This is a genomic window from Xanthomonas sp. BRIP62415 (genome assembly GCF_003993515.1).
GTDB lineage: Bacteria > Pseudomonadota > Gammaproteobacteria > Xanthomonadales > Xanthomonadaceae > Xanthomonas > Xanthomonas euroxanthea.
Genome location: NZ_QEZH01000023.1, coordinates 660286 through 674331, shown reverse-complemented (window position 1 = coordinate 674331; position 14046 = coordinate 660286). Strand labels below are relative to the sequence as shown.

The 14046-nt window shown below is 64.6% G+C and carries 8 protein-coding genes; 3 read left to right on the top strand and 5 right to left on the bottom strand.

The features are described 5' to 3' along the window. Position 1: 1 nt before the first annotated feature. The gene (locus tag EO141_RS10710) at positions 2 to 664 is read right to left on the bottom strand and encodes a YceI family protein (protein WP_127169160.1); all 663 of its coding nucleotides are present in this window, start codon (positions 662 to 664) and stop codon (positions 2 to 4) included. A 96-nt stretch (positions 665 to 760) separates the two neighbouring features. On the opposite strand from EO141_RS10710, the gene EO141_RS10705 reads away from it, so the two are divergent. Both EO141_RS10705 and EO141_RS10700 read left to right on the top strand, forming a co-directional pair. Then, positions 761 to 4336 (top strand): hybrid sensor histidine kinase/response regulator, encoded by a 3576-nt coding sequence (locus EO141_RS10705; RefSeq protein WP_127169159.1) that lies wholly within the window; start codon positions 761 to 763, stop codon positions 4334 to 4336. 433 nt (positions 4337 to 4769) lie between these two features. After that, positions 4770 to 8354, top strand: a complete 3585-nt coding sequence (locus tag EO141_RS10700) for an ATP-binding protein (RefSeq protein ID WP_127169158.1) — start codon at positions 4770 to 4772, stop codon at positions 8352 to 8354. Positions 8355 to 8426: 72 nt separating this feature from the next. Here the strand turns inward: EO141_RS10700 and mdtD are convergent, their stop codons facing one another. Continuing rightward, complete coding sequence (gene mdtD, locus EO141_RS10695) at positions 8427 to 9848, bottom strand: multidrug transporter subunit MdtD (protein ID WP_104583133.1); 1422 nt, start codon at positions 9846 to 9848, stop codon at positions 8427 to 8429. Between the two features lie 445 nt (positions 9849 to 10293). Between mdtD and EO141_RS10690 the strand changes: the two genes are divergently transcribed. Beyond that, the gene (locus EO141_RS10690; RefSeq protein ID WP_127169157.1) at positions 10294 to 11826 is read left to right on the top strand and encodes an AraC family transcriptional regulator; all 1533 of its coding nucleotides are present in this window, start codon (positions 10294 to 10296) and stop codon (positions 11824 to 11826) included. 124 nt (positions 11827 to 11950) lie between these two features. Here the strand turns inward: EO141_RS10690 and EO141_RS10685 are convergent, their stop codons facing one another. The 3 genes from EO141_RS10685 to EO141_RS10675 all read right to left on the bottom strand — a co-directional run bounded on the left by EO141_RS10685 (position 11951) and on the right by EO141_RS10675 (position 14002). Then, the gene (locus EO141_RS10685; protein WP_127169156.1) at positions 11951 to 12196 is read right to left on the bottom strand and encodes a hypothetical protein; all 246 of its coding nucleotides are present in this window, start codon (positions 12194 to 12196) and stop codon (positions 11951 to 11953) included. A gap of 191 nt (positions 12197 to 12387) precedes the next feature. Next, positions 12388 to 12912 carry a hypothetical protein gene (locus tag EO141_RS10680; protein ID WP_127169155.1) on the bottom strand — a complete coding sequence of 175 codons (525 nt, stop codon included), beginning with the start codon at positions 12910 to 12912 and terminating at the stop codon, positions 12388 to 12390. A 403-nt stretch (positions 12913 to 13315) separates the two neighbouring features. After that, on the bottom strand, positions 13316 to 14002 hold the full coding sequence (locus tag EO141_RS10675; RefSeq protein WP_127169154.1) for a glycoside hydrolase domain-containing protein: 687 nt from the start codon (positions 14000 to 14002) through the stop codon (positions 13316 to 13318). Positions 14003 to 14046: the final 44 nt, after the last annotated feature.

Genomic DNA, 14046 nt, shown 5'->3' with positions numbered 1-14046 from the left:
CTCAGGATTCCGGGCTGGGCGCAGCGTCAGGGGCGGCGGGTGCGTTTTGTGGCTGCGGCTGCGGCGCGTCGTCGTCGGCGCGGCCTTCGCGCACGGCTTCGGCTTCGATGCGCAGTTCCACCGTATCGCCGATCATCGATTTCCACGCGTCGATGCCGAACTCCGCACGGCTCAGCGTGGCCGTGGCCGAGAACCCGGCGGTGCGCCGGAACGGCGGCAGCGGATGGCGCTTGAGCGCATTGAGGGTGACATCCAGGGTGACCGGGCGGGTGACCCCGTGCAGGGTCAGATTGCCGGTGACCCTGGCGTGGTTCTGCCCGCTGGCTTCCACCTGCGTGGAGACGAAATGCGCGTCGGGAAACCGCTCGGCGTCGAGTAGGTTGCGTGCCAGCGTGGCCTCGTTCCACTTGGCATCGCCCAGGTCGGCGCGGTGCAGGGGCACGGTGACGTCCAGGCGCGCCGCAGCCCAGTCGTCCGGGTCGAACACCAGCGTGCCGCTGCTTCCGGAAACGGTGCCCAGTGCCCTGGAAAAGCCGGCGTGTTCGACCGCGAACAGCACCCGCGTGTGCACCGGATCCAGCGCGTAACGTACCGGCGCGGCGGTTGCGGCAAGGCTGGTCACGGCCAGGGCGGGAAGCAGCAACAGGCGGGCGAGGGTTGTCATGGGCGGATTCTAGACATATCCCGCTGCAGCGCGCTTGGCTTGCGCTCGCAACGATCCGTTGCGAGCATGCGGGCTGGACGTGGAAAGGATGCCCACATGCGTGCGCTTGTTGTTTTGCTGGTCTTGCTGCTGGGTGCAATGCCCTGTGTGGCGAAGATTCCCGAGATTCCGCGTTTCCGGATCGTGGGTCCCAGCGACGGACTCCCATCGACCATGGTGGTTGCGATCCACCAGGATCGCGCCGGTTATCTGTGGCTTGGCACCCTGGATGGTCTGGTGCGGTACGACGGCGCAGGATTCAGGACCTGGCGACATGATCCTTCCGACCCGGCATCGTTGCCCTGCAACGCGATCCAGGCGCTGCACATCGACGCGCTTGACAGGATATGGATCGGCTGCGGCAAGACGCTGAGCGTCATGGATGCCGGGCGAGGCCATTTCCGGCACTACCGCACGGTCGACTATCCGTTGATGAAGGACGGCGAGATCTACAGCATCACCGCGTTCGACGGCGATATCTGGGCCGGAACCACGACCGGCGCGCTGATTCGCATCGATACCTCTGGGGCGATGTCGTCGGTGGATCTGGGTGCGGTCGATGGCGACCTTGACCAGGCCATGGTCATGAATCTTGCGGCGGACAACCGGCAGCGGCTGTGGATCGGAACCAGCAGTGGATTGGCGTACTACGACGGAAAACGTCTGCACCGCGTCTATGTCCCGGACGAACCGAACCGTCAGTCTGCCATCTTCGGTCTGCAATGGGCGGGGGACCGTCTGTGGCTGGGGAGCGAGTCGGGGTTGCACGTCATGGGTCCGGACGATCAGTGGCCGCCGCTGCCCTGGGGGACGATGTTCGGCACCGGCAACGAGTTCTGGGGTGCAGTGGCTGCCCCGGACGGCGAATTCTGGTTGGGAAGTGGACGCGGTCTGTGGCGGACCCGCGGCGAGCGTCCACCGGTCCCTGCCTTCAGCGGAGAGGGGGCATTGTCACGCCGTAATGTCATTGGCCTGCTTGGAGCCGCTGATGGCGGGCTATGGGTTCCGATGCATGGCACCGGCCTTGGGTATTTGCCGGCAGACTGGAAGCGCACAGCCGTGCTCAAACCGGCGGTGCCGACGGGTGATGCCATTTATTGCAACCTGGCCCCGGCCACACGTTCTGGTGGCTTGTGGCAGGTCGATGCGGAAGGTCGCTTGTTGCGCGTCGATCCAAGCACTGGCGACACGTTTCAGACAGGCTTGCAGTCGTCGCAACTCAAGGACATGGAGTTGGTGTCGGCGCTGGAGGATCGCCTGCAACGTGTCTGGCTGGGCAATCTGAGCTTTGGCCTTTCCCGCATGGACCTGCGTACCGGTGAATTCATCCACTGGCCGTCCGATGGCCCTGAACCGGCGTCGGCGCTATCGGCGCCTGACTGGATCATCGAGGATGGCGATACGGTGTGGATGGCCTTCATCGACATGCTGCAGCAGCGTGATTTGCGTAGCGGGCGTGTCTTGCAGCGCATCACGCAGCAGGACTTGCACGGCTTGCGCGATATCGCCGTACAGCAGCTGGAGCAAGGCCCGGACGGACGTGTCTGGGTTGCAGGCGAAGGCGGCATGTTTGCCTGGGACGAAGCGTCACACCAGTTCGTGCCGGTTGCAGGGCTGGAAGGGACGCAGATCCAGGCGTTTGCCAGCCAATCGCCGGAGATGGTGTGGGTGTATCGGGCCGTCGGTGCAGAACAATGGAAGAAAACCGCAACACGCTGGGTGCGCGTGCGTCAGGTGGGCCAGGCCGACGGCCTGACCGGGTTCGACGCGTCCGCAATGCGGATCGACCCGCGAGGCAGGGTCTGGATTTCCAGCTTGCGCGGGCTATGGCGGATCGACCCTTCGGTGACGCCTGCACGCCTACGCAACATCGGTACACGCGATGGATTGACCAGCCAGGAGTTCATTCAGCATTGTCTGCTGATGGCGGGCGATACGCTGATCGGCGCGACCAGCGATGGCTCTACCGTGCTGCTGGATACCGCAATGCCCGATATCGCACCGTTTGTTCCAGCACTGCAGCTGGAACATGTCAGCGTGCTACGCAATGGCGCCCGCATCGCGTTGCCAATGGATCGCCCGTTTCAGCTGGGACCTGGAGATCGGCAGTTGCAGATCGTCAGCCGTCTGCTGTCGTACAGCGACCCGTTGTCCAATCGTTACCGCAGTTTCTTGAAAGGCTTCGACACCGAATGGCAGACCTCGGGCAACGCGGGAATCCGAGAATTCGCCAGCTTGCCTGCCGGTAACTACGAGCTCACGCTGCAGGGGGTGGACCCGCTGGGCAATCGCTCACAGATGCGCTCTCTGCGGTTCTCGGTCAATCCACCATGGTGGCGCAGTGACGCAGGCATCGCGCTCATTTTCCTGCTCGTGCTGCTGCTGGGCGCATTGCTTGCGGCTGCCTATCGCCGCCGTGTGCGCATGCGCGCGCAATGGCAGCTGGCCCAGCACAAACGCGAGCTGGCCGAACAGGCCTCGTTGGCCAAGACGCGCTTTCTGGCGACCCTCGGGCATGAGGTGCGCACGCCGATGACCGGTGTGCTGGGCATGAGCGAGTTGCTGCTGCAGACGCCATTGGACGGACGTCAGCAGGGCTATGCCAGCGCGATCCAGTCGGCAGGCAAGCATCTGCTGCGGCTGGTCAACGATGCGCTGGATCTGGCGCGGATCGAGGCCGGCAAGCTGCCGCTGGATTACCGCGACTTCGATCTGCGTCAGCTGATCGGGCAGGTGGCCGAGCTGGTGCGCCCGAGCGCCGAGCAGAAGCGGCTGGCCTTCGCCTGCGAGCTGGATGACGCGCTGCCGCCGGCATTGCATGGCGATGCCAGCCGGGTGCAACAGATCCTGCTCAACCTGTTGTTCAACGCGGTCAAGTTCACCGAGCGTGGCAGCGTCAGCCTGCGTGTGGGGGTGGTGCCGCAAAGCCACGGGCAAGGCATCCGGATCGAAGTGTGCGACACCGGCCCGGGCATGAGTGCAGAACAGCGCGGGCGCCTGTTCCAGCGCTTCGAGCAGGCCGAAGGCGCCGTGACGCTGGCCCGGCATGGCGGCAGCGGCCTGGGCCTGGCGATCTGCCGCGAACTGGCAGCGGCGATGGGCGGTGCGGTGACGGTCAGCAGTGAACTGGGGCAGGGCGCGTGTTTTGTGGTCGAGCTGCCGCTGCGCTGGGTGAGTGCGCTGCCCGCGGTGCCTGCGTCTGCCCGCGCAACCTCGCCGCAGGCCCAGGCGCCATTGCAGTTGCTGCTGGTCGAAGACGACCCGACCGTGGCGCAGGTGATCGTTGGCCTGTTGCAGACGCGTGGCCATCAGGTCACCCATGTCCTGCATGGTCTGGCGGCGTTGGCCGAGGTGAGTACGCGCCGCTTCGACGCGGGGCTGTGCGATCTGGACCTTCCGGGCATCGACGGTGCGGCGCTGGTGGCGCAGTTGCGCGCGCGCGGCGTGCGCTTTCCGATCGTCGCGGTCACCGCACGTGCCGATGCCGACGCAGAACCGCAGGCGATGGCCGCCGGCTGCAATGGCTTCCTGCGCAAGCCGGTCACCGGCGAGTTGCTGGCACAGGCACTGGCAGGTGTGCTGGCAGATGCCGCCGATGCGCGCGCCGCCCGGCTGGCGACTCACGGCGGCTAACGAAACGTGGCAAGCGCGCGGCAGCTGATTGGGGCCGGCGCGCCCAGCGCCGGAGCATACGCGTGGCACACGCGGGTTCCGAGCACCGCCGCGGCCCCCTGGCGGCGGCGCAGCGGTTTCGTCGGCCGCTCCGAGGTCATTCCGAGGCCACCTGCCGTGGAGCGGGAACGGTGCGGTCCCGTCAGGGAGTCCGCGCGGCCGCGCAGGCGGCGATGGGGAGGGCCGAGCATGGAGGACGTGCTGCTCTCGTCGCTTGCCCCGTCGCACCGTTGCTGCTTGGCGCGCATGCAGCAGCGGTAAACCAGATCGACCCCGTGCAGGTGCCGGTTCGGCCTCGGGGTGAAAACGGATGCGCGGCGTGGCAAGCTCGCTCGGGCTTGCTCGCACCGCGCGTGGCCCGCACTATGCGGCGACTTGTCGTGAAACCTGTCCAGTGCGCCTTTTTTTGTGTTTTTCCTATTGGTTGATCGCGGCAGCGTCGCTGTGTCTGTGCGCCACGCTGCAGCCTGCATGGGCGAGCTCGCGCGCGCTGCTGACGCCGGTCCCCAGCCAGATCACGGTTGCCGACGGGCTGCCCTCGGACACCGTCAGCGAGCTTGCCGAAGACCAGCAGGGCTATCTCTGGATCGCCAGCGATGACGGATTGGCCAGATTCGATGGACGCAACTACCGCATCTGGCGGATGGAAGAAGGGCTGACCAGCAACGCGATCTGGACCATCTGCGTCGATCGCGACAATCGGGTGTGGATGGGTTTCGAGAACGGCGGTGCCGGTTTTCTGGAGCCCAAGACACGCGCGTTCAGGCGGCTGGAGAGCCCGCAGTTTCCGGAGCTGCGCGAGATCACGGTGTGGGCGCTGGCCCACACGCCAAACGGCGATGTCTGGCTTGGCACGGCCGCCCACGGGCTGTATCGGCGGCGTCCCGACGGCAGCATGCAGCGATTTTCCAACGTGCCAGGCGACCCGACCAGCCTGCCGTCCGACAGCGTGATCGGGTTCGCGGTCGCGCCTGACGGAACGTTGTGGATCGGCACCCATGGCGGGCTGGCTCGCTGGGACGGCGCGCACTTCCAGCGGGTGCCGCTGCCTGGAACCACGCAGGCGGTCAATCGGCTGTACATGGAACGCAATGGCGGCACCTTGTGGGTATCGGATGTCGTCGGCGATGCGTTTGGTGTGGACGCCAATGGCCAGGCGCGGCCCCAGCCGTGGCAGAAGGCGGTGAGCAAGCGGCGGGTCATGGGTGTGCTGCTGCATGATCGCAACGGGCGCTATTGGCTGGACACCGACGGCGGCCTGGGCCTGTCCACTGCAGGAACCGACATCAGCAGCGTGCCGGTCTACAGCCTGTCGGCGCACGGCCTGGTCCGGCGGAACTGGATTGCGGCCTACGAGGATCGGGAGGGCGGGCTGTGGTTTGCAGCGCTCGAAGGCGGCCTGTGGCACCTGCCGCCGCATTGGGACACTTTTGCGGTCGTGGCCTCCCACGGCGGCGATCCACAGTCGCTGACCAACCCGTCCGTGCTGGCGACGGCGCCGTCGGCTGCGGGCGGCGTCTGGCTGGCCGGCTCACGGCACGTGCTGGAATATCTCGATACGGTGACCGGCCAACTGCAGACCCACCTGGCCAACATCGACGCCCGTCCGCCCGACTCCATGCTCGAAAGCCGGCGCGGCTTGGTCTGGATCGCCGTCGAAGGAACATTGATTCGCTATGACCCGCAGACCCGGCAGGCCAGACGCTGGCAGTTGCGCGAGGATGTCGAGCCCGATCCCGACGGTGCCGCGGACCGACCGGGCTGGATGGCAGAGGACGCGCAGGGCCGGCTGTGGGTGACGGTGCTGGAATACGGCCTGCAGATCCGCAACCAGGAGGGGCAACTGCTGCGGACCATCGTCCATGGCAGCCATGGACTGGAGCCATTGACCATCCTGGACATACGGCTTGGCCCCGATGGTCAGATATGGCTGAGCAATAACGCCGGTCTACGGCGCTGGGACCCCGCTGCCGACCGCTTCGTCCCCGTCGACGGCACGCCGTCCCTGCCGACGTACCTGTTTCGGCTTGGAGAGGGCGGCGTGGTCTGGACCGGGTTGGCTGGCGAGATCCGGCGCTATCTGTGGGACGGAAAGCGGCTCAAGCACCTGGATACGGTCGGAAAAGAGCAGGAGTTTCCGATGGTGGCGCCCAATGGCCTGGTGGTCGACGCCAGGGGCGTGGCCTGGGTGTCCAGCCAGCGCGGCCTGATCCGGATCGATCCCGGCAGCCGACTGGTGCGTGTGTATGGGGTGCACGACGGGCTCCCCAACCAGCAGCTGCAGATCAATACCCTGGTGCAGGCCGGCAGCGGGCGGGTCGTGGCTGCATCGCCCGACGGCGTGGTGGTGTTCGATCCGGCCACGATGCGCCCCAGCACACGCCGGCCGCCGTTGATCATCGAACGCGTGGGCTTGCGGCGCGGGGAGCGTGGCCTGGATATCACCGGGCAAGAGCCGCTGACGATGCAGGACGACGATCGCGACCTGCACATCGTCGCGCGCCTGCTCAGTCTGGCCGATTCGGAGTCCAACAGTTACCGCTTCCGCCTGAGTGGCTACGACCCGGACTGGATCGATGTCGGACCCAGTGGCGAACGGCTGTTTTCGCGACTGCCCGCAGGGCATTACACGCTGGAAGTGCAGGGCCGCACCGCCGATGGAATCTGGTCGGCCAGCCAGACGCTGCGCTTCCAGGTATTGCCGCCGTGGTGGCTGGCGCCGTGGGGGCTGGTCCTGCTGGGCGTGCTCGCCCTGTGCATCGTTGCCGCGGCGGTGCTGTTGTATCGCCGCCGCCTGCGGCGCTTGAATGCCTGGCAACTGGCGGTGCACAAGCAGGAACTGGCCGAGCAGGCGTCGTTGGCCAAGACGCGTTTCCTGGCCACGCTCGGCCATGAGGTGCGTACGCCGATGACCGGTGTGCTGGGCATGAGCGAGCTGTTGCTCAAGACCTCGCTGGACAACAAGCAGCGCAGCTATACCGAATCGATCCGCCGCGCCGGCGCGCATCTGCTGCGCCTGGTCAACGATGCGCTGGACCTGGCGCGGATCGAATCCGGACGCCTGGAACTGGACCTGGAGCCCTTCTCGGTACGCCAGCTGGTTGCCGAGGTGGAGGGCTTGATGGCGCCGCTGGCGCAGGAACGCGGCCTGCGTTTCAGCCTGGAAGTGGGGCTGCTTGGCGACATCACCGCCAGCGGCGATGTCACCCGCATCCGCCAGATCCTGCTCAACCTGCTCAGCAATGCGATCAAGTTCACCGAGCGCGGGGTGGTGGGGCTCAAGCTGACCACGCTGGGGTCGTACCAGGGGCTGCGTTTCGAGGTGGCCGATACCGGGCCGGGCATCAACGCCGATCAGAAAGCACGCCTGTTCCAGCGCTTCGAACAAGGCGACGGCGCCAAGACCACCTCGCGCTACGGCGGCAGCGGTCTGGGCCTGGCCATCTGCCAGGAACTGGCGATGGCGATGGGCGGGCATATCGAGGTGATCAGCCGGTTGGGCGCCGGCACGCGCTTCGTGGTCGATCTGCCGCTGCGCTGGGTCGCCTCCAACGCCACGCTTGGCGGCGAGGTGGCACGCACCGGAGGCGCAGTCGCCCCGCAGCGCATCCTGCTGGTCGAAGACGACCCCACCATCGCCGAGGTCATCGTCGGCCTGCTGCGTTCGCAGGGGCACTCGGTGGTGCATGCACCGCACGGGCTGGCCGCGCTGACCGAAGCGGCCGACAACCCCTTCGACCTGGCCTTGCTGGACCTGGATCTTCCCGGGCTGGACGGCTTTGCGCTGGCGCGGCAGCTGCGCGTGTTCGGTTACGACATGCCGTTGATCGCGGTGACCGCACGCTCGGACGAAGAGGCCGAGCCCACCGCGCAGGACGCCGGCTTCGACAGTTTCCTGCGCAAGCCGCTGACCGGCGACATGCTGGCCGACACCATTGCCGAGGCGCTGCAGCGCGAACGCCCGCGTGATCAGATATAGCGCCATGTACCGCGGCCGGGATCGCATACGCCATTGACCCGCGCCGCGCTAGGCGATGTCGCCCAGCCATCGCTATTCGGCAACTTCCTCCACCTGCCTGGGATGCGGCCGCGTCTCGGCCAGTTGCCAGAAGATCAGCGTCGAGGACAAGGTGATGCCGCCGACGCACAGGAAGGTCGCATGCAGCGCCGCCGTGGCGCCGTGGCTGTCGCCCAGATGCGTGTTGAAGGCGGCCAGCAGGCTGCCCGCTGCCGCCGCGCCGAAACCGGTGGCCAGCATCATCACCATCGACAACAAGCTGTTGCCGGGGCTGGCCTGCTCGCGATCCAGGTCGCGCAGGGTGACGGTATTCATGACGGTGAACTGCAGCGAGTTCACCGCGCCAAAGCAGGCCAGCTGCAGCAGCCGCAGCCATAGCGGCTGGCCGACATCGACCAAGGCGAAACTGGCCATCGCCAGGCCCACCAGCACGGTATTGAGCATCAACACGCGGCGGTAGCCGAAGCGGCCGACCAGCTTCACGGCGGCCCGCTTGGCGGCCATTCCGGCCAGCGCTACCGGCACCATCATCAGCCCGGCATTCATCGGGCTCATGCCCAGGCCAACCTGCAGCAGCAGCGGAATCAGGAACGGCATCGAGCCACTGCCCACCCGCGCGAACAGGTTGCCCAGGATGCCGATGCGATAGCTGGCCACCTTGAACAAGGCCAGCGGAAACAATGCCGCCGGCGTACTGGCCGCATGCAGCCAGTAACCGGCTAGCGCAGCAAGTCCGCCGATTGCCAGCAGCATGACGAAGGCGTGGCGCAGGCCGAGTTCGGAGATGCCGTCCAACGCCAACGACAGTGCCACCATGCCGAACGCCAGCATCAGATAGCCGATCAGATCGAAGCGCTGGCGCGCATCGCCGTAGTGGTCGGGCATGATCTTCAGCGCGGCAATGAAACCGATCACGCCAATCGGCAGGTTGATCAGGAACACCCAATGCCAGGAGGCGACTTCGACCAGGTAGCCACCCAAGGTGGGGCCGATCAGCGGTCCGATCAGCGCCGGGATCGCGATGAAGCTCATTGCGCGCAGGAAGTCGGCGCGCGCCACGGTCTTGAGCACTGCCAGCCGGCCCACCGGCAGCAGCATCGCCCCACCGATGCCTTGCACCACGCGCGCGGCCACCAGTTGCGGCAGCTGTTGCGCGGCTGCGCACAGCAGCGAGCCCAGCGTGAACACGATGATCGCCGCCAGGAAGGTGCGCCGCGTGCCGAAGCGGTCGGCAATCCAGCCCGAGGCGGGGATGAACATCGCCACCGCCAACGCATAGCTGAAGACCACCGACTGCATCTGCAGCGGGCTTTCGTGCAGGCTGCGCGCCATCGACGGCAACGCCGTATTGACGATGGTCGCATCCAGCATCTGCATGAAGATCGCCAGCGACACCAGCCACAGCAGCGGCTTGATGGTGTCGTAGGCGCGCAAGGTGGGCACGGGCTGGGACATGAGCATCGCCATCGGGAAGACAGCGCATTATCCCTGCGCGCGCGTGCAGAACGTCGCAACACTATATACGACGCCATTGCTTGAGCCCGTCGCAGCGTCGCATCGCCGTAGCGGCAACGAGTGAGACGCGCCGCACCCAATCCAATTGCGGACAAGCCCGATGCTACGAATCGTCGGGAACGGGCTGTGGCGGCGTGCTAATGCCAGATCTGGCTTGCACCAAGCGGTTGTTTTGCTGGCGAATCGTTTTGCGCCTGCCACCGTCCAGTCACCGCAAGCGAGCGTTGTCTCACATCAGGGTGGATCGACCGAGGGCGGGCGAGGGGAGCGTTCGTAGAAAAAGCGGAATGCACGCTTGGAGCTTTGCCGACGGTCTGGTCAGGGATGGCGCGACTTGGGTCTGGCCGCCTTCCGAGCGCGCCAGTAGATCAGGTCGAAAGCATCCATGGAAAAGCAAGTCTTTGATGTAGTGCAGCGCGCCTATTTCCCAGGCGATCCCTTGGAAAAAATGTTGGGAAAGATCGCTGCACAACTGTCGCAGAGCGCGATCACGAACGGCGCGGTATGTAAGTTTGTCGCGGTGGAGCATCACGGTCCACCGGGTCCGGTTCTGGCAGAAACCCAGCCCCCGCCCACGCAGTGTTTTCCCGTCCAGCACGGCCGGCAAGTGCTCGGCACACTGAATGTCACGCCGGCTCAAGAACGAATGACCCCGGAGGCGATGACGCTGTGTCAGCAGATCGCAAAGTATTGTGCGTACCTGATCAAGCGCGATGCCGCGCGGGCGTTCGCGCAAGACCGGTTTGGTCGCGCCCTGTCGATCGTGGGCGTGAGCGAAGAGGTCTTGACGATCGACGAATTTGTCGAGCACGCCGCATACAGTCGCTTGCCGGTCATCGTGCGCGGCGAGTTCGGAACCGAGAAGGAAGAGGTGGCCGTTTTGCTGCATGCAGCTGCACCCTGGCGGGAGGAGCCGTTCGTTGCGATCGACTGCGCCGCTCCCGGCGACGCACCGGCAGCATGGTTCAAGCGCGGGGCCGGGGGAACGCTGTTCCTGCAGAGCGTGGACGAGCTCGACGACGCGCTACAGCGCCAGTTGGCCGGGCAGCTTTGTGGCCTCGGCGGGCCATGGTCCGCCGTGGACGGCGAGGACTCGCCACGCGTGGTCGCCTCCACGACCGCTGATCTGTCGCGCCGCGTACGTGCCGGACGCTTCTCGCGGGCGCTGCTGTCGCAACTGGATGTCCTGTCGATCGAACTTACCCCGTTGCGCAAGCGACGGACAGATATCGGCTTTCACGTCGAGCACGTGCTGGATCGGCATGGCCTGGATCACGGCCAGGTGGTCACCGAAGTGCTGATGGACGCCCTGATTTACTACCCTTGGCCGGAAAACCTCCAGGAGCTGGAGCGGGTGGCGCTACGTCTGGCGGTCATGACCGCCTGCAGGCCGGTCGGCAGCGCCGACATCCAGCGCCACGCACCGCGTCTGTTGGAAGGCCGGGTGCAGGGAGCGCAGCACGATGCATGCGCGACGATGTCGCAACCGGCCGATCTTCCGGCTGAGCCTACGCAGCCGGAAACGCCGGTCGACTGGATCGCCGGCCTTCCGCATCGCCCCGGCCAGCGACTCGCCAGCCTGCACGACGCGCTGCGGCGCGCCCTGGTGCATCTGGGCGAGCACTATGCCGAGCCGCTGACCCTGGGCGATCTGGCCCGGCAGGCGCACGTCAGCCAGTCGCATCTGGGCTTTCTGTTCCGCGACGAACTCGGCACCCCGTTCAAACCGATGTTGCAGCAGCTACGGATCGAAAAGGCCAAGGAGCTTTTGCATCAGCAGCGTAAGCTGCGCATCACCGAAGTGGCGCTGAAGGTCGGTTTCGGTGACCTGAGCCATTTCGAAAAGAGCTTCCGACGGCTGGTTGGGGTGAGCCCGCGTGTGTTCCGTAACGCCGGCACAACCGGTGGGATCGACTGACCCGAGTAGTCGGGTTCTTAGCGCTTCGTGCCGGGCCCCTTGCGGATGGCCCAGCACGAAGTTCTATTGCGATAAATCCGATGGGCTCATGCCCTTCGCTGGCACGAGCATCCACGTGCAACTTTCAAGTTTGCTGCTGGAAGGTGGCAGTTTGCATTCCACCGCCCGGCGCGCCTACCAGCTCTACGACAATCCCGGCCGCATGATTCGGGTCTGAGATGTTATAGGTGTTGCCGACGATCAGATCGTCATTGGGATAAGGCGTGATTTGCGCGACGAGATACTGTGTAGAGTTACCTGGCTGGACCTGTATATTGTTGCCGGTCGCGACGGTGTTGAAGCCAGGCACTTCTTTCACTGTGGTAGTCATGAGGCATGTCCTTCAATGCTGCGAGGCAAGATGGGCGGCCTCGTGACGCCTTTGGGCTTGTCGATAAGTTCACGCAGTCGTGTCCAGCGTGGACCAACGCAAAGGGGCGGATTTGCTCGCGATGCGCAAGCTTTTGAGACTGCAGTGGCTACCGGCAGCAAGAAATAACTCTGGCACCTGGGTATTTTTTCTCAGCTTTTCTGGTCCGGGAGCCAATCGGCCGCATCCTCCTTATATGTCAAGGCCGGCGGATAATCCTTGATGTCGCCCCATGTTCTTCTCCCATTTGCGATATCTTTCATCAGTGGATACAGATCTTCAGTATTTGACAGGTGATAGCCTCTACCGGATTCTGCCAGATGGGTGATGATTGCCAACTCAAGCAGTTGCTGAGGGAGATCCGTCAAAAGGATGTCATCCCCAATAGCCCATAAAAGAAATTGCCTAGCAAGATCTCTGCCCTGACTTGGCTGCCCCCAGGCCCAATCCGCGATGGCTACATAACTGGATGGCTTGCGTCCCTTTACTCTGATCACGGGGTCGTAATCTTGCCACCCTCGACCAAGCGTGAACCCTATCGGGTCTAACTGAGTGTTGACATGCTCTATCAATTCCTGTCGATATTGGTTTCTTTTTATTTCGTCGGCACCTCCCCATACGTTGATCCACCAATAGCGGCCATAGTCCGTCAACAGTTTTGCCTCTCTCTTGCTCATTGCCAATTACCTCTTTGGTGATGAGGGTGGTGGGTTTGAGATAATCCCGAGTGTGCTTTTTTTCTGGTCCGGGAAAATGACGAGTGATGAAGTTTAATTATGTTCTGTCAACTTGGATAAACGGGTGCCTTTTTTTAAAGGCTATTGAAACAAGGGTATGTAAAGTATTTCCTGGCTCAATGTCGGCCAATTTGCGACAAGTTGGTCTTCAGTGATATCGAGCTTTGCGACGCGTTACACCACGTGCGCCACTGTCTTGATGGCCGCAGAGCGGATTTGGGATAGTTCCCGGCGTTGCGTATCAGTTCGGTGAGCAGCCGGACGGTGGTGCGGAATTTTTTAGTGCGATTGCTGGAAATCTTCGGTGCTGGCGCTTCTTCAACAAGCGGACGAGCGTGCGCAGTCACTGCACGCTTGGATCGGGAAGATTCGAGTAGCTGAGGTCGAGTTCCAAGCCATCGCACGGCGTGCCGGGAAGCGACAGCACCGCATCCTGTTCGTATTGCCAGAGCATGGCCTGGGAATAGCCGCAGCCGGCCGGATCGGAGGGCTGGACGTGCCGGATGTCGCCGGCGTAGAGGTGACGCCCTGCCGTGGAGACCCGCCAGGCCCAGACGCGCGGGGAGGGACCGGGGCCGATCCGCGACAGCAGTTCCACTGCGCGCGCGTGCGAGCAGTACAGGCCGGGCGAAAAACCATTGCCCAACAGCGCGGCGATCCACATACGGATGTAGTCGATGGCTGCCTGTGGCGGGCTGCCGCCATCTTCCCAGTCGAGATAGACCACCGCGCCATCGGGAAAGCCTTCGGCGCGTGCCAGCGCTGCGGCCTGTGCACCATCGAGGCTGCCCTGCCGGGCGGTGACGTCGTGCGAACCGGGGCCGATCGTCTGCTGACCAAGGTAGACGGGCGCCAGGCCCCAGCCTTGCGCGGTCAGTGCGTCGTGTTGGCCCATCCAGCCGGTGTCGGCATGGCTTGGCGCCGGTGCCATGTAGTAGCCGCACCACGCCAGGTCGGCCTGGGTCTTGAGCCAGTCGAGGGCGGGCAATCCGGGGAATTGATCGGTATCGAAGCCTGTGTAGAAGGTCATGTCGGAATTCCTTCGGATCGGGCATTGGCTGGGCCGAGGCGAGA